The 19,514-nt window shown below is 44.0% G+C and carries 23 protein-coding genes; 11 read left to right on the top strand and 12 right to left on the bottom strand.

What is annotated here, in order from left to right; genetic code table 11:
* Positions 1-209: 209 nt before the first annotated feature.
* Positions 210-1,292 (bottom strand): peptidylprolyl isomerase, encoded by a 1,083-nt coding sequence (locus D3H35_RS24915; RefSeq protein ID WP_119151838.1) that lies wholly within the window; start codon positions 1,290-1,292, stop codon positions 210-212.
* Between the two features lie 85 nt (positions 1,293-1,377).
* Between D3H35_RS24915 and D3H35_RS30935 the strand changes: the two genes are divergently transcribed.
* A complete protein-coding gene (locus D3H35_RS30935) occupies positions 1,378-1,659 on the top strand; it encodes a hypothetical protein (RefSeq protein ID WP_158594253.1) in 282 nt (93 codons plus the stop codon).
* 48 nt (positions 1,660-1,707) lie between these two features.
* Here the strand turns inward: D3H35_RS30935 and D3H35_RS24905 are convergent, their stop codons facing one another.
* Positions 1,708-2,319, bottom strand: a complete 612-nt coding sequence (locus D3H35_RS24905) for a class I SAM-dependent methyltransferase (protein ID WP_119151836.1) — start codon at positions 2,317-2,319, stop codon at positions 1,708-1,710.
* A gap of 305 nt (positions 2,320-2,624) precedes the next feature.
* On the opposite strand from D3H35_RS24905, the gene D3H35_RS24900 reads away from it, so the two are divergent.
* Positions 2,625-2,864 (top strand): hypothetical protein, encoded by a 240-nt coding sequence (locus tag D3H35_RS24900; RefSeq protein WP_119151835.1) that lies wholly within the window; start codon positions 2,625-2,627, stop codon positions 2,862-2,864.
* Positions 2,865-2,907: 43 nt separating this feature from the next.
* Here D3H35_RS24900 and D3H35_RS24895 read toward each other — a convergent pair whose 3' ends face one another.
* Together D3H35_RS24895 and D3H35_RS24890 are read right to left on the bottom strand one after the other, a co-directional pair.
* Positions 2,908-3,570 carry a hypothetical protein gene (locus D3H35_RS24895; protein ID WP_119151834.1) on the bottom strand — a complete coding sequence of 221 codons (663 nt, stop codon included), beginning with the start codon at positions 3,568-3,570 and terminating at the stop codon, positions 2,908-2,910.
* A 76-nt stretch (positions 3,571-3,646) separates the two neighbouring features.
* The gene (locus tag D3H35_RS24890) at positions 3,647-4,330 is read right to left on the bottom strand and encodes a TetR/AcrR family transcriptional regulator (RefSeq protein ID WP_119151833.1); all 684 of its coding nucleotides are present in this window, start codon (positions 4,328-4,330) and stop codon (positions 3,647-3,649) included.
* A gap of 137 nt (positions 4,331-4,467) precedes the next feature.
* On the opposite strand from D3H35_RS24890, the gene D3H35_RS24885 reads away from it, so the two are divergent.
* Complete coding sequence (locus D3H35_RS24885; RefSeq protein WP_119151832.1) at positions 4,468-5,820, top strand: MATE family efflux transporter; 1,353 nt, start codon at positions 4,468-4,470, stop codon at positions 5,818-5,820.
* A 36-nt stretch (positions 5,821-5,856) separates the two neighbouring features.
* Here the strand turns inward: D3H35_RS24885 and D3H35_RS24880 are convergent, their stop codons facing one another.
* The 6 genes from D3H35_RS24880 to D3H35_RS24860 all read right to left on the bottom strand — a co-directional run bounded on the left by D3H35_RS24880 (position 5,857) and on the right by D3H35_RS24860 (position 10,284).
* On the bottom strand, positions 5,857-6,498 hold the full coding sequence (locus D3H35_RS24880; protein ID WP_325050154.1) for a DUF6596 domain-containing protein: 642 nt from the start codon (positions 6,496-6,498) through the stop codon (positions 5,857-5,859).
* Between the two features lie 306 nt (positions 6,499-6,804).
* Positions 6,805-7,242 (bottom strand): GNAT family N-acetyltransferase, encoded by a 438-nt coding sequence (locus D3H35_RS24875; RefSeq protein ID WP_158594252.1) that lies wholly within the window; start codon positions 7,240-7,242, stop codon positions 6,805-6,807.
* 153 nt (positions 7,243-7,395) lie between these two features.
* Complete coding sequence (locus D3H35_RS24870) at positions 7,396-8,622, bottom strand: carbohydrate-binding domain-containing protein (protein ID WP_119151830.1); 1,227 nt, start codon at positions 8,620-8,622, stop codon at positions 7,396-7,398.
* A 29-nt stretch (positions 8,623-8,651) separates the two neighbouring features.
* The gene (locus D3H35_RS33680; protein WP_267901438.1) at positions 8,652-8,774 is read right to left on the bottom strand and encodes a hypothetical protein; all 123 of its coding nucleotides are present in this window, start codon (positions 8,772-8,774) and stop codon (positions 8,652-8,654) included.
* A gap of 134 nt (positions 8,775-8,908) precedes the next feature.
* The gene (locus D3H35_RS24865; protein WP_119151829.1) at positions 8,909-9,484 is read right to left on the bottom strand and encodes a DUF4405 domain-containing protein; all 576 of its coding nucleotides are present in this window, start codon (positions 9,482-9,484) and stop codon (positions 8,909-8,911) included.
* A 167-nt stretch (positions 9,485-9,651) separates the two neighbouring features.
* Positions 9,652-10,284, bottom strand: a complete 633-nt coding sequence (locus D3H35_RS24860; protein WP_119151828.1) for an NAD(P)H-dependent oxidoreductase — start codon at positions 10,282-10,284, stop codon at positions 9,652-9,654.
* Positions 10,285-10,417: 133 nt separating this feature from the next.
* Here D3H35_RS24860 and D3H35_RS24855 point away from each other — a divergent pair, with 133 nt between their 5' ends.
* Positions 10,418-10,777 carry a winged helix-turn-helix transcriptional regulator gene (locus D3H35_RS24855; protein ID WP_119151827.1) on the top strand — a complete coding sequence of 120 codons (360 nt, stop codon included), beginning with the start codon at positions 10,418-10,420 and terminating at the stop codon, positions 10,775-10,777.
* 147 nt (positions 10,778-10,924) lie between these two features.
* Here D3H35_RS24855 and D3H35_RS24850 read toward each other — a convergent pair whose 3' ends face one another.
* Positions 10,925-11,626: a FadR/GntR family transcriptional regulator gene (locus tag D3H35_RS24850; protein ID WP_119151826.1), complete on the bottom strand. Its 702-nt coding sequence runs from the start codon at positions 11,624-11,626 to the stop codon at positions 10,925-10,927.
* Between the two features lie 319 nt (positions 11,627-11,945).
* Here D3H35_RS24850 and D3H35_RS24845 point away from each other — a divergent pair, with 319 nt between their 5' ends.
* The 7 genes from D3H35_RS24845 to D3H35_RS24815 all read left to right on the top strand — a co-directional run bounded on the left by D3H35_RS24845 (position 11,946) and on the right by D3H35_RS24815 (position 18,765).
* On the top strand, positions 11,946-13,271 hold the full coding sequence (locus D3H35_RS24845; RefSeq protein ID WP_119151825.1) for an ABC transporter substrate-binding protein: 1,326 nt from the start codon (positions 11,946-11,948) through the stop codon (positions 13,269-13,271).
* A 94-nt stretch (positions 13,272-13,365) separates the two neighbouring features.
* The gene (locus tag D3H35_RS24840; RefSeq protein ID WP_119151946.1) at positions 13,366-14,262 is read left to right on the top strand and encodes a carbohydrate ABC transporter permease; all 897 of its coding nucleotides are present in this window, start codon (positions 13,366-13,368) and stop codon (positions 14,260-14,262) included.
* Between the two features lie 11 nt (positions 14,263-14,273).
* The gene (locus tag D3H35_RS24835; protein ID WP_119151824.1) at positions 14,274-15,107 is read left to right on the top strand and encodes a carbohydrate ABC transporter permease; all 834 of its coding nucleotides are present in this window, start codon (positions 14,274-14,276) and stop codon (positions 15,105-15,107) included.
* 32 nt (positions 15,108-15,139) lie between these two features.
* Positions 15,140-16,099, top strand: a complete 960-nt coding sequence (locus D3H35_RS24830; RefSeq protein WP_119151823.1) for a phosphoglycerate dehydrogenase — start codon at positions 15,140-15,142, stop codon at positions 16,097-16,099.
* Positions 16,100-16,133: 34 nt separating this feature from the next.
* Positions 16,134-17,066, top strand: a complete 933-nt coding sequence (locus D3H35_RS24825) for a dihydrodipicolinate synthase family protein (RefSeq protein WP_119151822.1) — start codon at positions 16,134-16,136, stop codon at positions 17,064-17,066.
* Entirely contained in the window at positions 17,066-17,767 is a 702-nt protein-coding gene (locus D3H35_RS24820; protein WP_119151821.1) for an N-acetylmannosamine-6-phosphate 2-epimerase, read from the top strand. Before D3H35_RS24825 ends, D3H35_RS24820 begins: the two co-directional genes overlap by 1 nt.
* 17 nt (positions 17,768-17,784) lie before the next feature.
* The gene (locus D3H35_RS24815) at positions 17,785-18,765 is read left to right on the top strand and encodes an ROK family protein (protein WP_119151820.1); all 981 of its coding nucleotides are present in this window, start codon (positions 17,785-17,787) and stop codon (positions 18,763-18,765) included.
* Between the two features lie 177 nt (positions 18,766-18,942).
* On the opposite strand, the gene D3H35_RS24810 is transcribed toward D3H35_RS24815, so the two are convergent.
* The gene (locus tag D3H35_RS24810) at positions 18,943-19,449 is read right to left on the bottom strand and encodes a MerR family transcriptional regulator (RefSeq protein ID WP_119151819.1); all 507 of its coding nucleotides are present in this window, start codon (positions 19,447-19,449) and stop codon (positions 18,943-18,945) included.
* Positions 19,450-19,514: the final 65 nt, after the last annotated feature.

The raw sequence follows: 19,514 nt of genomic DNA, 5'->3' as shown, positions 1-19,514 counted from the left end.
CCCCTAACAAAATTGTGTATGTTGTGCATGCACAATATATCATGGGTAGTCTTTACCGTCAACTGCTCCATATGCACAAGGTTGCCGTCATTTGTGCCGTCGTAGTACGCGGGAACGAAAAAATCCACAACCGTATGCGGTTGTGGATTGATATGGCGGGAGCGAGCCGTGGGAGTTCAAATCCTCAATTCGCAGAAGGGTGATGTCCCTTACTTTACTGTAAGCGTATTTGTAATTTGAGCCTTGGATTTCAATTCTTTCAGCCACGCAGCAGAAAGCTCATCAACCTTCTGTTGAAGAATCTGACCCCGGATTTCCGTTTTATTATTTTCAAGGGTCGCCACCTTCGCTTCCTTGCGGCCTGTCACTTTAATGATGTGGTAGCCAAACTGCGTCTTTAGCGGTTCACTCAGTTCTCCGACTTTAAGCGAGAACGCTGCTTTCTCAAACTCAAGGACCATTACCCCCTTGCCGAAGAAACCAAGGTCGCCACCAGCATTCTTACTGCCTTCATCAATTGATTTTTCTTTCGCCAGCTTCGCAAAATCCGCACCCGCTTTTAACTGCTTCATAATTTCGTCAGCTTCTGCTTTCGTTGAGACCAAAATATGCGAAGCTCTCACCTCCTCAGGCTGATCGAAGGAAGCTTTATTCGCCTCGAAATATTGTTTAACTTCTTCGTCAGTCACTTTCACACGCGGCTCCAAAAGTTTGAAAATACGAAGCTGCATCGATAACTGCTTCTTCAAATCTTCGAGCGTCAAGCCCGATTGTTGCAGAGCAGCTTCAAAATCCGACTCGGACGGGAACCGCTTCTTGATTTTCGCAATTTCCGCTTCGACCTCTTTGTCGCTGATAACAATCCCTTTTTTTTGTGCCTCTTGCTTAACAAGCTCTTCTTGAATCAGGTTGTTCAGCGTTTGCTCCCCGGCAGTTGCAGCCATTGCATCATACAGCTGGTTTTTCGTAATGGAAACACCATTAACTGAACCCACAACTTTGTTGCCGTCACCGCCGAGCGGAGGCTTTACTGATTTGCTAGTAACAACGACCGAATTCGATGATGAATTGTAGTTGACGTTTGCACCGAGCATCTCAGCGACAGCACGTAGAGGGACGTAGGTAACACCTTTAATGGATACAGGATCTACTTTCGATTTCTGATTATTTACAAACAAGGTCATTTTCGTTGCGGCGTAGGCTCCCGCACCTGCCGCGAGAGTCATACCCACTATGACCAGCACAGTTACTCCTACTTTACGAAATAGAATGCTGCCTTTACCTTTGCTCACAAAAGAAACCTCCCGCTAGAATTATTCCAATACTTAATGTATTCCATAATTATACATTACCGCTATTACTTCCGATATACCCAAAATGACTTGGTTTAGCTTGACTAAACATCCCCTTCAAACAAATGAAAATAATTATGAAAAAAACAAAAACCACAACCTCATGCGGTTGTGGTTTTATATGGCGGGAGCAAGGGGAGTCGCCCCCCTGTCCAAAGGCAATCCAAGTCTAAAAATCCATCCAGAAAAACTGAGAGACAGCGAGACAGAGCCCAATAACATTCGCGACGATAAAAAACCACTTTTTGGCCCTTCGGCTTACGCGTTCTTGCCCTACTATAAAATTCCAAACCACAATTCCGTTTAAAACTACCATAATAATAAGAGCCAACCACCAATTAGCTGCCATTTGACTTCAACCTCTCCTGACCTGAGAATCAAGAATAAACATGGATGCATCTTGTCCCATGAATAGTTTACTTCCATTATAAAAAGTATGGGATTGAATATCCCTATACCCTATTTTAGTCATAATGCCGGCTAGCTCATCTTGATTAAAGCCGTTATGAACGATATCTGAGGCTACTTTTTCATTTTTATCAAAATCTACGATTAGTAAATGTCCTCCTTCATTCAGAACATCGAATAACCTGGATAGAACGAATTCAACATCTTCAATATGAAGGAGAACCTGGGCCATAAAAATATAGTCGGCATGTAAATCCGACAGACCTTCTTTCTCAAAATCAAAGCATAAGGTATCTACATTCTGAATATTAGAATCAGAAATTTTCTGCTGTATTTGATTAATCATGTTTGGTGAGGTATCCAGAAAAAGCATAGAATTAAAATCGTTTAACAGGTTCATTCCGACAAGACCCGTTCCACACCCGAAATCAATAGCATTCTTACTTTTAGCGTCAACTAAATAGTTACGAATGGCATCCGACGATACCTTTGCAATGTGGATTCTTTCAGGAGTGTCATACGTATTAGCTATCATTTCAAACTTATCCGTATTTCCCATTATTACTCCTCCAATATCAATGGAATATGTCGAAGCACACTTGCCTGAAGAAATAGATTTCGATCAAGCAGGCTAAATCCTCGGACATATATTGATTTACCTTGTTGAGTTGACCGGCACGTTATCATAATACCCAAACCTCATCTCGTCAAGAGATAATGTGCGAATGAGCGACATAACGTGGATCCCCCCTTATGCTTTCCATATAAGAATGAATTTCCGAATATACAGAGCGAAATCGCTTTTTCCAATTCGTCCGGTTTCACGTAAAATTTCCTTCAGGTAAACAGAAAAGGAGGAGCTTTATGAACAGAGTGGACAAAATCAGATATGTGCTCCTTTACGGTAAAGCGCCTGAAGCAATATGTTATGGGTACATGGAGATGAATCGGGACGGCAATATGATCGCGCTCTACAATAGGTATGGCGAGGAAATAGACATGTATGGCGGACATGAATTTGTCAGGGTACGGACGCTCGGCAAATTCGATGACGAAGACCGCGACCATTTTTATTCCTTGTTAGAGAGCGATGGTGTGGGATAATCTGCACGACAGGCTGGCGATTCGGTGCATACGTTGCGTTTCTTCAAATGTCTACCATCGATACTTCACCCGTATCATTCGAAATTTCGGCGAGATTATTAGTGAAAGATTTACTCCGTAAGAACCACACGCCCATTGCTCCGACTGCTATAGCTAATGGAACGAAGTATGGCGGCGTCAGCGCTCTGAAACCGAATATTCCACCTATAATAATCAATGAAGAAATCCATTTTGGAATTAATCCCACCCTGAATGCACTTACACCCACAGTAATCCAACCGATGCTAAATGTTAAGAAGGTTATTACTATTCCAACCATCAAGCTTATGCCAGGATCAATATCTTTGAGCCCAGGCATCTCATCTGATAAGAACGGGATAACAAAAGCTTCGAACCAAGCGTCACCTGCATAAAGCATTGTTCCCAATGCTGCAAGTATATAACATGCATAGCCTAACTTGCCTAGATCCTTATGATGAATGATAAAAAGAGCAAACAGCCCCAAAATTAAGCCGAAGAACCCCATTAAGTTAAATGTAGTATATAAAATGTCTGGGAATGAATCATTGGTTAATAAATCATCGTCCAATATCCAAATATCGATCATATTCGAGCACAGTATACAAAGCGAAGTGAATAAATATAGGAACCCTATTCGTATTACTGCTTTATTACTCAGCGAAATTCTTGTTTTCACTAATTTCATAAGTATACCCCTCTCATCTCTCTATAGTTAAAATACCAGAGAAAATGAAAGAAATTCAATATTTCCCATAACCTCACTACTTCTCCTGCTCCTTTATCACCTGCTCAATCCCCAACAGAATCAGCTTCAGGCCGAACTCAAACGCCCCGTCGGTCCCCATCACCTCGAACAGCCCGCTCTTGTACATCCTCCGGAATAGCCCCGCTTCCGACTCGCTCATGGAATCCAGAAGGTGGATCATCTCCCCGCTTGGAAGATTATCTCCCTGCTCCTTAAGGATAGCGGACACATTGCGCTGATGCTCATAATCATCTAGAACGAAGTAGAAGACATAGTTCGCGAGCGTAAGAACCGCTTGTAATTTCTGCTCTTGCTCAAGCGGCGTCGACTCCATGCAGAGCAGCATACGGTTGGTGAACCGGATGATGTCCGGCTCGTGGGGCAATGTCAACATCATGAGCTGAGTGGAGCAGGGATACCGGCTGAGCACACTCCGTACCGTTATCGCAAGCTCCGTCATCTGCTCCTTCCAGTCCCCTTCGGAGTGGAACTCCTCCAGAATCATTTTCGATACCTGATTGGCCAGACGGTAGTAAAGATTCTGCTTGCTCTTGAAGTACCAGTACAAAGAGGGAGCTTGAATTCCCAGCCGATCGGCCAATCGTCTCAGGCTGAATTTCTCGATGCCCTCCTCCCCCAGAAGCGCCCACGAAGCTTCCAAAATCTTATCCTCCGAAATCTGAGGCTGCTGCTTTTTCATCGGTATCCGCCCTTTTATCTAACAGTGTAAGTTTATACTTTACAGGTTCATAGTGTCATGATATCATCTAACACTGTAAGGTTCAATCTAACGCTGTTAGATAAGGCCAAAATACAACGAAGAAAGCGGTGACCCGCATGGAAGCAGAAAACCTCCATTACTTTGAAAAAGCACCTATCGCAAAAGCCGTAGCTCACTTCGCTATACCGATGATGCTAGGCACTTCAATGAGTGTCATCTATTCCATCTTGAATGCCTATTTCCTTGGTACGCTCCACAATACTGCCATGTTAACCGCACTCGCACTGACCTTGCCGTTATTCGCGGTGATTATGGCGCTAGGCAACTTGATTGGTATGGGCAGCGGTACATTCATCTCCCGGTTGCTGGGAGAGAAAAAATATGACGATCTAAAGCACGTGTCTTCATTCGCCTTTTACAGCAGCATAGTTCTCGGTCTTATCGTGATGGCCGTTGGCCTCCCGTTGATCGATCCAATCGTTCACGGCCTGGGGGCAACGCCTGAATCCTTCGGATTCACGAAGGACTATGTCACGATTATGCTTATCGGTTCACCATTCGTCGTATTATTCTTCACGCTGGAGAATATCGTGCGCTCGGAGGGTGCAGCAATCACGTCGATGATCGGTATGATTCTCAGTGTTATCGTGAACATTATTCTCGATGCACTCGTCATCTTCGTCTTCCATTGGGGCGTAATCGGCGTTGCGTCTGCTACGGTCATTTCTAACTTGGCTGCAAGTGCATTCTACGCCTTCCATATGGGATATAAGAGCCAGTTCTTAACCGTCTCCGTAAAATGGTTCAAGGCTACCAAAGACATTCTGAGCAATGTATTCAAAATCGGAGTTCCCGTCTTTGTTATGAGTATCTTCTTGGGTGCAATGTCGCTCATCTTTAACCATTTTCTTGTCGAATACGGGGATCAGGCCATAGCGGGGTACGGAATTTCATCGCGTTTATTGCAATTTCCTGAGTTTATTCTGATGGGCTTATGCGAGGGAGTCGTGCCGCTAATTGCCTTTTCTTTTACAGCCAATAAATTACGCATGAAGCATACCATTGGATTCACGATCAAAACGATTGTGGCGTTAGCCGTCGTGTTCGGCGTTATCGTCTATCTGATTTCCGACCACTTAATTGGTTTATTCACGAATGACCCGAAATTAATTGAAATGGGCAGCTACATTCTGCATGTGACGTTCTTATCCTTGTTCATTACAGGAATGACCTCGTTGTTTACGGGAATCTTTCAAGCAACCGCGCAAGGAACCGCCGCGTTTATTATGTCAGTTATTCAAGGAATTACTCTAATTCCTGTGTTGTATATCGCCAATCGAATGAACGGCTTCCACGGGGTGGTCTGGTCGATCGTCATTGCAGATGCCGTCGCATTCCTTGTTGGAGCTATCATGCTGTATGTTCTGCGGAACAAATTGCAGCCGGATTTGGATAGTTTGGTACAATAGCAAAAGGCACCCTAAGCGGGTGCCCTCCGAAAACCCTTATCGTTGCCGCATTTCGATCTCGGCAGCTTTGCGGCTTAAAAATTGTCGAACGGGAACGTCCGAGCTTAGTCCAATAGCACGGCTATAAGCAGAACGGGCGTCTTCTTGCCGATTCATCTGCTTGTACAGATGACCGGAAAGCGCCCAATAGGGCTGGCAGTTGACAACATCTTCAGATGGTATAGCTTCCAATAAGGCAATGCCGTGTTCCGGTCCAAAAGCTTCCGCGACTGCGGCGGCTCGACCGACATACGCTCCCAGCGCGGGGTATTTACGAACGAGGCCCTCGTACAACTGAGCAATTGCAGCCCACTCGATACGCCCCGTCCATAAGCGCTGCGCATGTACCGACTGAATCGCGGCCATGAGTTGGAAGCGACCGATTCCCCCGGCCTGCGAGGCGGTATGCAGATAACGCTCCGCCTCCATGATCAAGCGTTGATCCCATCGCGCGCAATCTTGCTCGGAGAGGGGAATATAGTTCCCCTCGTCGTCATGCCGCGCCTCGCGGCGCGCTTCGCAGTGCAGCATAAGCGCCAGAAGACCGTAAACCTCCGGTTCGCGGGGGGCGAATTGGAGAAGCAGCTTTCCCAAATAAATGGCTTCCTCTGCCAATCCCCTGCGAGGCGAATCTGCAATAGCCGCCTCATCCTACCCGCTCCCATAAGCAGCATAAATGGCCTCCAGAACGGGCCCGAGACGATCCGGAATCTCTTCTGCATCAGGCATTTCGAAAGTGAGGCGTTCGGCACGAATTTTTGCTTTTGCCCGAGTAAGTCGCTGACTCATGGTGGAGGGCTTGGTGATGAAGGCAGACGCAATTCGAGCTGCATCGATTCCGAGCACCGTCTGCAACATAACTCATACACTAAAGCCTCCTTAACCCTATTGGAATTTGGTTTCGTTATTATGTCGATTCAGCTGCTCTGATTTCTACATCTAGCATCAAATATTTATGAACATATAGTTATTTCCTTCAACAAAACCAAAACTTTCATACATCGGTTTAGCCATATCAGACGAATGCAGCAGAATTTTTCTAATTCCTTGCGTCTTCAAATCGTCTATGGCTTCACTAATAAGTCTGGATACTATACCTTGACGACGGTAATTTGGGATTGTGAAAACATTAGCCATGTATGCAACTAATCCAGAAGGATTTTCAAAGCGCGGTGCAAGTCGACATAAGCAAAAACATACTGTTGATACAACTACTCCGTCATCATCGGCAACCCATACAACGAGTGACTTGTCCGATAATGAGGAATCAAAGTAGTTTCCGAATGTTTCATCCATACTGCTGTTGTCCTCATGACCTAGCAATATCTTACGAAATTTAATTAACTGCGGTATATCGGTTGTAATCGCTTTTCGAAACAGCACGATTGACTTCCTCCTTGCTCACAATATCAACTTACAAATATTAACTACTAGCTTAATTATAAACACAGTATCTCGTTTCGTCTCGCGATCAGCAAAAACGCCCGAGGGATCCTCTTCATCGAGGGATCTCTCGGGCGCTTCTTGGCTCCTACACTATTGGCGCACTCTTCCACCACCGCCTGCTCCCCCTCGACCTCCACCCCCGCGTGATTGCGTGATTTGCGTGATTTGTTCTCCATTGACCGTGACATTGCCGCCATTCAATTGAGCTGTACCATCCGCGTCAAAGGCGGATGCTGCTTTTACATTAATGGTACCTCCATTAATATAAATATCACCGTTTGAATCAAATGCATCCGTATCACCGCTAGCCATACTTACATCAATCGTACCGCCATTGACTTCAATCGCTGCATTAGAATTGACTTTTGGTGTGGCGTTGATGCCATCATTATTCGCATACAATGTAATCTGACCATCATTCACCTTGATATTGTTTGCCTCGATACCTTCTTCAGAGGTCTTAATGTTAATGGTGCCGCCATCTATTTGAACAACGTTGTTGCCGGTGATGGCATCATCGGCAGCGGTGATATTTAACACTCCACCTTTTATATAGATATTTCCAAGGGAACCATCCTCATCGTTTTCGCTATGCAAGGCATCCTTATCCGTATCAATTGTAATCGTTCCATCACTAATAAGAATGGCATCATTGGCCTCTATAGCATCCGCAGATGAATGAATGGTGTACACGCCTCCGGTAATTTTAAGATCATCCTTTGAAGCGATACCATTACCTTGATTCGATACGATCTCTAAGGTTCCGGTTCCATTCAGGGTTATATCCGCTTTTGAGAAAATGACCGCATCCAAATTGGTATCGCCATCCGCCACATAGCTTCCGGAAACCTCCATGTTGTTCTCACTGTCAGTGGATGTAACGAATACTTTATCCGCTGCTTTCACATAAATGGCAGGTGAATCTTCATTGGTTATACGGACGCCGTTGAGGACGATTTGAACTTTGGCATCCTCGGCAGCATCAACCACCACCGTCGCATTTTCCACCTCGCCACTTAAGACATAAACGCCTTCCTTATTCAGTGTCACGTCTTGATTGCTAACCAAATTCATTTGCGTTGCCGTTGCAAGATCCGCCGACTGTTCTAAATCCCGATCACTGAATAATTCCGATGTGTCCAGAACGGAAGCTCCAGCTGCTGACGTTGCGTTTGATGACGCGGTCGAAGTTGCTGTTTGAGTGGTTGCAGCAGCATCCTCGCTGCCGACTTGTGCCTTAGAGCACCCCACGGCGGACACGGTAAGTAATGCGGCCAAAGTAATGGCGCTTATGCTTTTCAGCTTTTTGTTTTTCATGTATGAACACTCCTCGTATTATCAGTTCCTTAATTCGGGTTTGCAACAGTCTTATTCTTACGGTATAAGCTCAATTTTCTCAAATAATAGGCTACAATGACGAACACGGCCATGATTCCGGTATAAGTCAAAATAACGTTCGCGACGTTCACGTTCACGTTACCTCCCTTTCCCCCTCGACGGAATCCAGATTGACCTTCTCCGCCGGAACGACTCCCTCCATTCATTCCGCTTCGTTCACCATTTTGGAAAGACTCCCTGCCTTCGATGCCTGTTTGCTGCGTGTTCACCCGAATGCCGAAACCGAGCTTTTTAGATGAGTAACATACGATGTTTGATTGATTTGGTATAGACCGAACAGCAACACGATTAAAGTTACGCCTTGAGCAACATACCGCATCCAAGCTCGGCTCTTCTTTACGCTGGTCATTTTCTTGCACATGTTCACGACCCACTGCCAATGAAGCCCGACATGGATCCCGATTAACGCCAGCACCAAGAAAGATACCGAGATATGCGTCATTTTAAACCAACCCTCATCGCCCACGTTAATATTCGGAAATACCACATGGGAAACCATGATCCCGCTGACGATGATGAACGTCATGGACACCAACAACAAGAAATTCAATGCATAACTGCCGCGCACTCTCCATGACAATCTGCGATCGAACATTTTTAATGTGACCCGCTTCACCCAACCCAAATTCAAAAGAATATGAGTGACGTATGCGCCTGCAAAAAAGAGGCCAGCAATTTCATGAAACGCTAACCCGCCTAACACATTTTTGTTGAAAAACAAGACGAACAATACGCCCATGACAACATCAAGCGCCAACTTAACATCATTTATTTTCTTCATTCCGTTTGCCTCCCTATCTGCCTGTACGCAGTATAAGGCTGGAACCTTTAATGAACCTTAATTGGGTGAATCTTTCCGGCGAACAGAAACAGCGCATTGATATAAACGCAGAACAGGGCACTCTTTTGAGCGCCCTCAGCCTGTTAAAGAACTTTAATGCCCCTTTATTAGAAACGTTTGGCGAATTCCTTAGCAGCTGCAATTGCTTTTTCTTTAATAGCTGGAGCTTGCTCTAATGAGGCCGTTCCTTCAACAAAAATGGCCTCAATAGATTGAATCCCATAGAACTGTAAAACCTTAGTAAGATAACTGTATCCCATTTCAATTGGAGCAAGAGGACCTTCCGAATAAACGGAACCGCTAGCTTGAATGTGTAAGGCTTTCTTGCCGGACAACAGACCTATAGGACCATTTTGGGTATATTTGAACGTCTTGCCCGGAATTGAAGTCGCATCCGTGTATGCTTTCAAAACCGGTGGGATCGAGAAATTCCACATAGGAGAAACATACACATACTTATCGGCAGCCACGTATTGATCAACAATCGCCTCAAGACGAGCTACTTTTAATTTCTCGGCATCAGACAATTGATCGAAAGACGAACCCGATCGAAGTTTTCCCCAACCGCGTAAGACATCGGCATCAAATTGCGGAATATCCTCCTTGTACATATCCAAATGAACAACTTCATCAGTTGGATTTGCCTCACGATACGCTTCAATAAATTCTCTTCCTACCGCGAGGCTAAAAGATTCCTGAGGATCAAGGGGATGAGCGGTGATGTACAGTACAGTTTCCATAATCAAAACTTCCTTTCTGTAATTAAATTAAGTACACTTTCAAGGTTGATCATATAATATTTACTTACTTATGGTAAGTAGGATCATTAATGTGCTATAGTATTAAAAAAGGTACTGTAATGGAGGCCAACGTATGCAAAAGAACCCTGTCCAATGTCAATTCGTTGCGGCTCTGGATTCGATCGTCGGCAAATGGAAGCCGATTATCCTTTATCATTTGCTTCAAGGTAAACCTTTGCGGTTCAATGAGCTAAGAAGATTGCTGCCCGATATCACTCAAAGGATGCTTACGCTCCATCTGCGTGAATTGGAGGAGGAAGAGATCGTTAAACGAGTCATTTATCCGCAAATCCCGCCTAAAGTGGAATACTCCATCACGGAATACGGCATGAGCCTGTCTCCGGTGTTGGAAACCTTACATCAATGGGGAGTGGCCCATATCGAGCGAAAGCAGCTCATAAAGCAGAAAAATGAACAAACAAAAACGGACTAGCGTTCGACATTACGCTAGTCCGTTTCATTCTGCACCGAGGCAGAAAATATAAAAAATCTAATAAATTCCAAAAAACCAAATGGCTTCGCTCTTTTTTCACAAAGGGCGAAGCCATTAGTCATTTAAGAAGGATTGATAGGAAAAATACTAGACGACCCCATCGATATCTATCAAATATTGGCGGGAGTTATCCAAGTGATCGCGAAGTACCTGCTTGGCAAGGATCTCATCTTTCTTTTCCAACGCATCAACAATGGACAAGTGATTTTGGACCCACTGCTCTACACTGAAAGGTCCCATATCGTAGTGCGAAACTTTCGAAAAGTATTCAATAATCAAGTCGGTAAGCTGCATGAACATTTCGTTGTGCGTGGCAGTGATTAATGCCCTATGAAACTCGATATCGGCTTCTTGAATGGCTTTGGTATCTGCAGCAGGTTGTGCCATTTGCAGGGTAAGATCTCTAAGCATCTGGAAGTCTGCTTCGGTTGCATTTGCAATAATCTTATCGACGGCTGCCAATTCAAAAATCTGACGAAGATCCAACAACTGACTAATTTTTTTATTATCCATTTTCCATAAAAACATGAGTTGTTCAAGCAAGGGAGTTAAATTGTGTGACTGCACAATTGCTCCATCACCGTGGCGAATCGAAATAATACCGGTGCTTTCTAGGCTACGCAAACCCTCTCTCAGTATTTGTCGACTAACTTGGAGTGTATTGGACAATTCTCGTTCCGATGGAAGTTTTTGTCCCGGTCCGATGTTGTTATCGATAATATATTGTTTTAAATATTTAGAGACATCATTGGCAAGTGTACTTCTTTCTTGTTTTTTTACTGTTCCCATTATTAGCTCCCATTTGTGATTCAATTTTAAAATTCACTTATCTATATGATCAATGGTATCCCCTAAAATGGTCGGACCTCATTCAATACTAACTCTTTTATTTTATTTGTCAACGATTGACATGCTAATTAGCATGAGATAACATTATTAACCAAGTGGTCTGACCATTAGAGGTCCGACCACCAGATTTGGTTAGTCCTTGCTGCATAAATTTGGAAAACGGGGGTCTACATTCAAAAGTATGCAGAACGACAACAGTAACCGAGAACTAAAATTTCACCTAAAAAACCAAAAAGATTCCTAGGGAGGTTCGTAATTCATGGTTGGTAAAAAATGGGCTTTTTTAACGCTTGCTTCTATTACAATTTTAAGCGCTTGCAGTAGTGGTAACACAACAAATGAAGCCTCACAAAGCAGCGAGAAAGGCACAGAAAAAACAGGTGCTAAAAAATTGACGGTGTGGGTTAAACAAACGTTCTCCGCAGAAGCCGACGAGCTATTGAAAAAGCGCATGGAGCAATTTGGGAAGGAGAAGAATGTTACTGTAAATGTTGAACTTATCTCTTCAAGCAGCATGACTGAAAAATATAGCGCAGCGATAGAGTCTAAACAAACGCCGGATGTTGCATTTTTAATTCCGGAAGTCATTAAACAATTTCAGGAAAAAGATTTGTTGTTGGATCTATCCGATCTTTCAAACAATATTAATAAAGTTAATGGCGAGTTATTTAAAAAGGGATTAGACTATGCTTCGGTTGACGGCAAGATTTACGGTATCCCGCTGTATAACTCTGCTACGGTTCTCTTTTACAGAAAAGACATGCTTGCAAAAGCCGGATATGACGCACCTCCGAAAACATGGGATGAATTCAGAGAAGTAGCCAAGAAAGTTACTGAAACAAACAAAGGTGTTTACGGCGCTGGTCTTGTATTCGGCTCTGCAAATGACTCGGAAAATGAAAAAAGAAGTATTACTTGGTCATTAGGAGCATCACTAAACAGTGCGGATGGCAAAACACCTACGATGGATACGCCTGAAATGTCCAGCGTTGTAAAAATGTTAACAGATATGGTTGTAGTAGATAAATCAGTTCCTCCAACATCCGTATCCTGGGATGACAGCGGTAATAATAAAGCCTATTTGTCAGGCCAAACGGCTATGATTATTAATGCGGCTTCTGTGGTTGGTGCGCTGAAGGATGCGCCTGATGATGTAAAAAATAACACCGGTGTTGCCGTGTTGCCTGCAGGACCGAAAGGAACGACGGTAATTGGCTCAACGAATTATAATGGCGTATTCAAGAATACCAAAGAGCCCGAGCTCAGCCAGGAACTAATTCAATATGTAATGGATAAAAGTTGGTATAAAACCTGGATCGAAACGGTGGCGCCAACGTTCGCTCCTGTTTATATTGATCTAGCAAATGAACCTTTCTGGCAAAGTGAATACAATAAGCCAATTATCGCTTCACTCGAGTACTTTACGTATACCGGTTATCCGGGTCCGAATATGTCGCAAGCGACGGAAGTACATAACCAAAAAATTCTTACTCAGATGTATCAACGAATTTTAGTTGATAAAATTTCAATCGACAAAGCGTTGAAAGAAGCCCAAGACAAAATGCTGAAAATCTATACTCCATAATATTTGTTAAACAGTGAAAAAAACAAATAGTGTGTTCATACCCTATTTGTTTTTTCTTTCTCTGTATGGAGATAAAGAGAATACTGGAGTGAACATGGAGATGAAAATAAAAAAGAAAAACAGTTCATATACGGGTAAAGACAACCAGTTAGCAGTAATGCTTCTTTCACCCGTATTTCTCTATTTGCTTATTGTGATGCTTTTCCCTCTATTGTGGACTGTTTATATAAGCTTTACCAACAAAAAAATCGGAACACCGAGCGAGTTCATCGGGTTAGCAAATTATTGGGAGCTATTAACGGATAGTATGTTTCTCAAGGCAGTATTGCATACTCTCTTGTTTACCCTTTGTTCTGTAGTGGCGAAAGTAGTACTCGGTACGGTAATGGCACTAGTGATCAACGAACCTATCAGAGGGCGGAATATATTCCGTTCGTTACTTATTATTCCATGGACGCTGCCTACTGTGATTTCAATACTCATTTGGAAGTGGCTTTATTCGGATGTGGGTGGAGTATTAAATCATATACTGATGAGCATGCGAATCGTAAGTGAACCCGTACTATGGTTGTCTGACCCATCGATGGCGATGTTCTCAGTCATTCTTGTTAACGTATGGCGTGGCTTGCCGTTTATCGGTATTTCGGTTCTTGCAGGATTACAGACCATTTCACACGATTTATATGAGGCAGCAAGTCTGGATGGCGCGAATAAATGGCAAAGATTTAAGCATGTCACCCTGCCGGGTATCAATAGTGTTCTTTATTTATCTGCGCTTGTTACGACAATTTGGACCTTGAATGATTTTGAAATCGTATGGCTTCTTACCGGTGGCGGACCATCCAATGCAACAAATATGATTTCTACTTATAGCTATATCGTTGGCTTTATTAATATGGACGTGGCTAAAGCTGTTGCTGTACCGATCTTGTTCTTACCTTTCATGATCTATTTAGTTAATAAAGTAACGAATAAAACTTTAGTTGATTAGGAGGGATCTGTATGGGCCAGAGGGGTGCCCCAAAAAACATGATTGGTGTTTATATCGTTTTATTTGCTTTATTAATATTTGCTATATTCCCAGTTTATTGGATGCTAAATACATCTTTCAAATCTAACGCGGAAATCTATCGAGCAATACCTTCGTATTGGCCAAGCAACTTTGATTTTTCCGGGTATGTAAAGCTGTTCAAAGGTGATTTTGTAATCCAATTAACGAATAGCTTTGTCATATCCGCGCTTGTTTCCGTTGGTTCATTATTTGTAAGCGTACTTGCAGCCTTTGCGCTGAGTAGATTGAATTTTCGGTTCAGAAACTTTTTTTCGCGCAGTATACTTTATGCGTATTTAATACCGAAGTCAGTCATGTACATTCCATTATATATTTTCGTCAGTTTACTAGGATTAAATAACTCAATTCTAGGGTTGGGGGTAATTTATCCGACGTTCGTTATTCCGTATGCGACTTGGATGTTAGTTGCCCACATGAAATCAATTCCGGTTGAGATTGAAGAAGCGGCAATCGTTGACGGGAGTTCAAGGCTTGGAGCAATGTTCAGAGTAGTATTGCCGCTCGCATGGCCTGGAATAATAACCACACTTATTTTCTCCTTCACCTTGTGTTGGAGTGAATATCTTTATGCATTGGTGATCATAACCAAAGAACACTCTAAAACGATTACATTAGGGTTGGCTTCGTTAATCGTGGAAGATGTTTATCCATGGGGGACTTTGACGGCAGGCGCGATTATTGCTTCCATACCTGTCATCATTCTCTATTTTGTGGGATCGCGATTCATGGTAAGTGGAGCAACAGATGGAAGCGTTAAAGGTTAATTTATAGTCGAAAGTCGAAAGGAACGTAGCATATGAAAAAAGTATTGGCAGGAATCCCTAATTTTCTAGAACAATGTCCCGAGGCTTCTGAACTTCTACGTGAAAATGGATTTGAAATTATTGATATTCAGTCTGAACCTATCATTCCCTTTGATAAATTAGAGGATGTGCTCCCCGAGTTGGATGCAGTCATGATAGGGGGGAACGGATCGTGGGATAAACACATTTTGGAAAAAGCGTCGAAGTTAAAGGTTATCTCCAAGACCGGATCTGGAACAGACAATATCGATTTGGCTACGGCAAAGCAGCGCGGAATCCGGGTTACGAACACGAAGGGATCAAACACCAACGCTGTGGCAGAGTTAACCATCGGATTAATGATTACGATGCTTAGGCATGTTCCCATATTTAATCAACAGATGTTCGAAGGTGAATGGAATCGCACGATGATGGGCTCCGAACTGAAGGGGAAAACAATCGGCCTCATCGGATTTGGCCAAATCTCCCAAAAGATTGCTTCGCTTCTATCTGTTTTTGAAACAAACATACTGGCTTATGACGTGTTCCCAAATCATCTGCGTGCAGAAGAACTAGGCGTCACATTCGTGGAATTGGACCATTTGCTTGGAAACTCTGACATTATTAGCCTACATACACCATATATGAAAGAAACGCATCACCTGATTGGAGACAAGCAATTTGCATTGCTTAAGGAAGGCGCCTCTGTCATCAATGCAGCTAGAGGCAGCTTAGTAGACGAGAAAGCTCTCTATCGGGCGCTTTGTTCACAAAAGGTAGCTTCAGCCGCACTTGATGTGTTTGAAGAAGAGCCGGTTAACCCACAAAATCCGCTGCTGAAGCTAGATAACGTCATTTGTATGCCTCATATCGGAGGAACCACTTGTGAGAGTTTACAGTATGAAAGCTTGACTATCGCCAAAGCCATTATCGATGTATTAAACGGAAGAGAGCCTCAAAATATCGTGGTATAGAAACTTAAAATCAAAAATAACGGAGGTCTATCAAATGAAACCATACGATTTAAACAAATTCAAGGGTGTATTTATTGCTATGAACTCGTGCTATGACGAACAGGGAGAGGTTTCACCGGAACGAGCGAAAAAGCTTGCTAGACATTATGCTGATATTGGTGTAAAAGGACTTTATTTGGCGGGAAGCACTGGCGAAGGTATGCTGCAAAGTGTGGAAGAACGCAAACAAATACTGCAAGCAGTCATGGAAGAAGTACGAGGGGAACTGATTGTAATCGCGCACATTGGCGCAGCCTCCACACGTGATTGCGTTGAATTGACTGTTCATGCCGAATCCGTGGGAGCCGATGCAATTTCTGCAGTGCCATCCATTTACTACCGAATTTCAGAAAAAGGCGTGGAAGAACATTGGCAAGCGATTATTGATAGCTCATCACTTCCTTTTATCATGTACCATATCCCTGCGACAACCGGCTTCCATCTTTCGAAAGATCTATTGGGTAAGCTGGCCAAACAAGATAAAGTCATTGGCGTCAAAATCACAACGGACAGCACATATGAGCTTCAGCAGTTTAAACGCATTGGCGGCGAAGATTTTATTTTATTCAACGGACCAGACGAACAGTATGTAGCAGGACTTATAATGGGCGCTGAGGCTGGAATTGGCGGTACTTATGGCGTTATGCCTGAGTTATTTATGAAGATTGAGCAATGTTTCGCAGAAGGCAAGATTGCCGAAGCACAGCATTGGCAAATTAAAGTCAATGAAATCATTACAGAATTGGTGGCATTTCCTTCTTTGTACGGAGCCAGCAAGTTGATCTTGAAATTACGCGGGATCGATACCGGTATTCCAAGAATGCCGATTTCTCCGATTCCAGAGTCGGATTATTCGAAGATTGAAGCACTTAACCATAAAATCCTTCATTATATTGAGGAAGCCAAAAGCGAAGGGATTCGTGTGTGATGCTGACGAGTAAATGGTTTGAAAAGAGAGGGTTGATCGTATCCTGTCAAGCGCTTCCCGACGAACCGCTGTACAGTGGCGACACCATGACCAAAATGGCGAAGGCAGCTGAAATGGCTGGAGCGATCGGAATTCGGACTAACGGTGAGGAAGACATTCGCCGCATAAAACAGGCAGTAAATCTTCCGGTTATCGGTTTAATTAAAAGAGTAATTCCCGATTCCGCCATATTTATAACGCCTACGCTGGAAGAAGTGAAGGCGATCATTGAGGCTGGTGCGGATATTGTCGCTTTGGATGTAACGGAACGGGAAAACCGGTTGGAGCAAGTTAACCTATTGATCGATTATGCCCATGAACAAGGTGTCGGCGTAATGGCTGATATTTCCACACTGGAAGAGGGTTTAGCGGCGGAAAGACTGGGAGTAGATCTAATCGGCACTACATTATCGGGATACACGCCCTACAGTCCGCAGCAAGAGAAGCCAGATTTTTTATTAATTGAAAGGCTTAGTGAGCTGGTAAAGGTGCCCGTAGTTGCCGAAGGTCGAATTTGGACGCCGGACGAAGCGGCGAGGGCTTTGGAGGCAGGCGCCACTTATGTCGTAGTCGGCAGTGCCATTACCCGTCCGCAACTCATCACGCAGAAATATATGCAAGCCCTGACGAAATACAGCAATCGGAATACGGAAATTAAATAGAAAAACGGTGATACAACATGGAACCCAGGGCAAATTCCCAAGAAGCTCCATTCGCTGTCGGCGTTGATGTTGGCGGGACTAAAATACATGCGGGTGTAATTAACCGTCAGGGTGATGTGATTGCGGAACATTATTTGCCCACTTTGGTCCATCAGCAGGATGTCATCTCAAGAATCATCGAAGCGATTGAATGTGTTGTTCAAAAAGCAGGACCAGCGTTTCAGGGAACACCCTTTAAAGGAATTGGTATCGGAACAGCGGGACAAATTCACTGGGAGACAGGAACAGTTCAATACGGATTAGATTTGATTCCTGGATATACCGGTACACCGATAAAAAGTATTCTCGAACAAAAATTTTCATTACCCGTATATGTGGATAACGATGTCAATGTCCTTGCGTTGACTGAAAAGTACTTCGGCATCGGATCGAAGGCACGTCATATGCTCTGTCTTGCGCTTGGGACAGGGGTTGGGGGTGCCGTCGTCATTGATGGCAAACTTGTACACGGGTCATGGGGTGCGGCCGGAGAGATTGGGCATATGTCTGTCAATTACAAGGGTCCCACATGTATTTGCGGAGGCATAGGCTGCCTAGAGCTATATGCTTCTGGGACAGGCATTGCCAGGATGATGCAAGAATTGCAAGAGAGGAAAGGGATTGCTGGAAATCCTATTCCTATTGAATCCAAAGAAGTAGTGCGTCGCTGGCTCCAAGGGGACTCGGATTCAACCCAAATCATGGATGAAGTTATCATGGCTTTGGGGGCCGGCATCTCCAGCTTAATTCATATTCTTAATCCCGATGCAATCGTCATTGGCGGCGGTGTTGCTGAAATCGGCGAACCTCTCTTCGGCCCACTTCGTGATGAAGTTGCGAAAAGAACCATGCCCTCCTTGCATAAGGATGTATGGATTGGACCGGCTTGTATGAGAAACCGCAGCGGAATGATAGGTGCCGGATTACAAGCATGGGAGTATGAATCATTCAGTCTGTAACAAGAAATAAGCCCCAAACGAGTTGAACCGTATCATAAGTAACTTAACAAGGTTTGCTCTCAAGCCGAGCGAGATTCAGGTATCCATTCCTAGTTCTCCTCGGCTTTTCTTGATCTTGAATCCAATCGGTTCTGTTATTCCTGATCCTCATGTTCAGTCCTTTTGGATTTTTGATCTTTATCTTACGGAGGTTGGTGACTTGCCCATTCCGGCCGGTACGGAAAAATAACTCATCTGATCCGTCGAGACCGACTTGGGTTTGGGTTCTTCCATCCTGTTTTCGGACACGTCGTCCTGAATCTCATCCGAGCAGTCCCGCCGGTACCTTCCCTGCTCCAATTTCATGTCGATAAAATCGACAACCTGCTGCAGAGATGAGATTTGGCTGACGATATTTTCCCGGTGGCTCCTTAAAAGCACCACCAGCTCGGGATATTCTGCGGGATCAGCATCCGTGGAGACCGCCAAAAAAGGCCGCATTTCTTCCAGCGGCATCCCCGTTTTTTTCATACAAGTTATCAGCCGGATTGTCTCGATGTCCTCCTGCCGGTAGATGCGGTGCCCGTTGTCCTTCCGTTCAGCCCGGGGGAGCAGCGCGATCTTTTCGTAATAACGAATCGTATCTTCAGAAATTCCGGTTTGCTTGGCGGTTTGCTTTATCGTAAAAGTCTGCCCTTCCTTCATCCTGTTCCCTCCCAGAGGCTTTTTTTGTGCATTATACATCTTGGTGCTGGCTCCAAGTCAAGTCC

The organism is Cohnella faecalis, from assembly GCF_003570905.1.
GTDB classification, from domain to species: Bacteria; Bacillota; Bacilli; order Paenibacillales; family Paenibacillaceae; genus Cohnella; species Cohnella faecalis.
The sequence above is the reverse complement of the archived record's forward strand: the minus strand, read 5'-3'. Positions and strand labels throughout refer to the sequence as shown.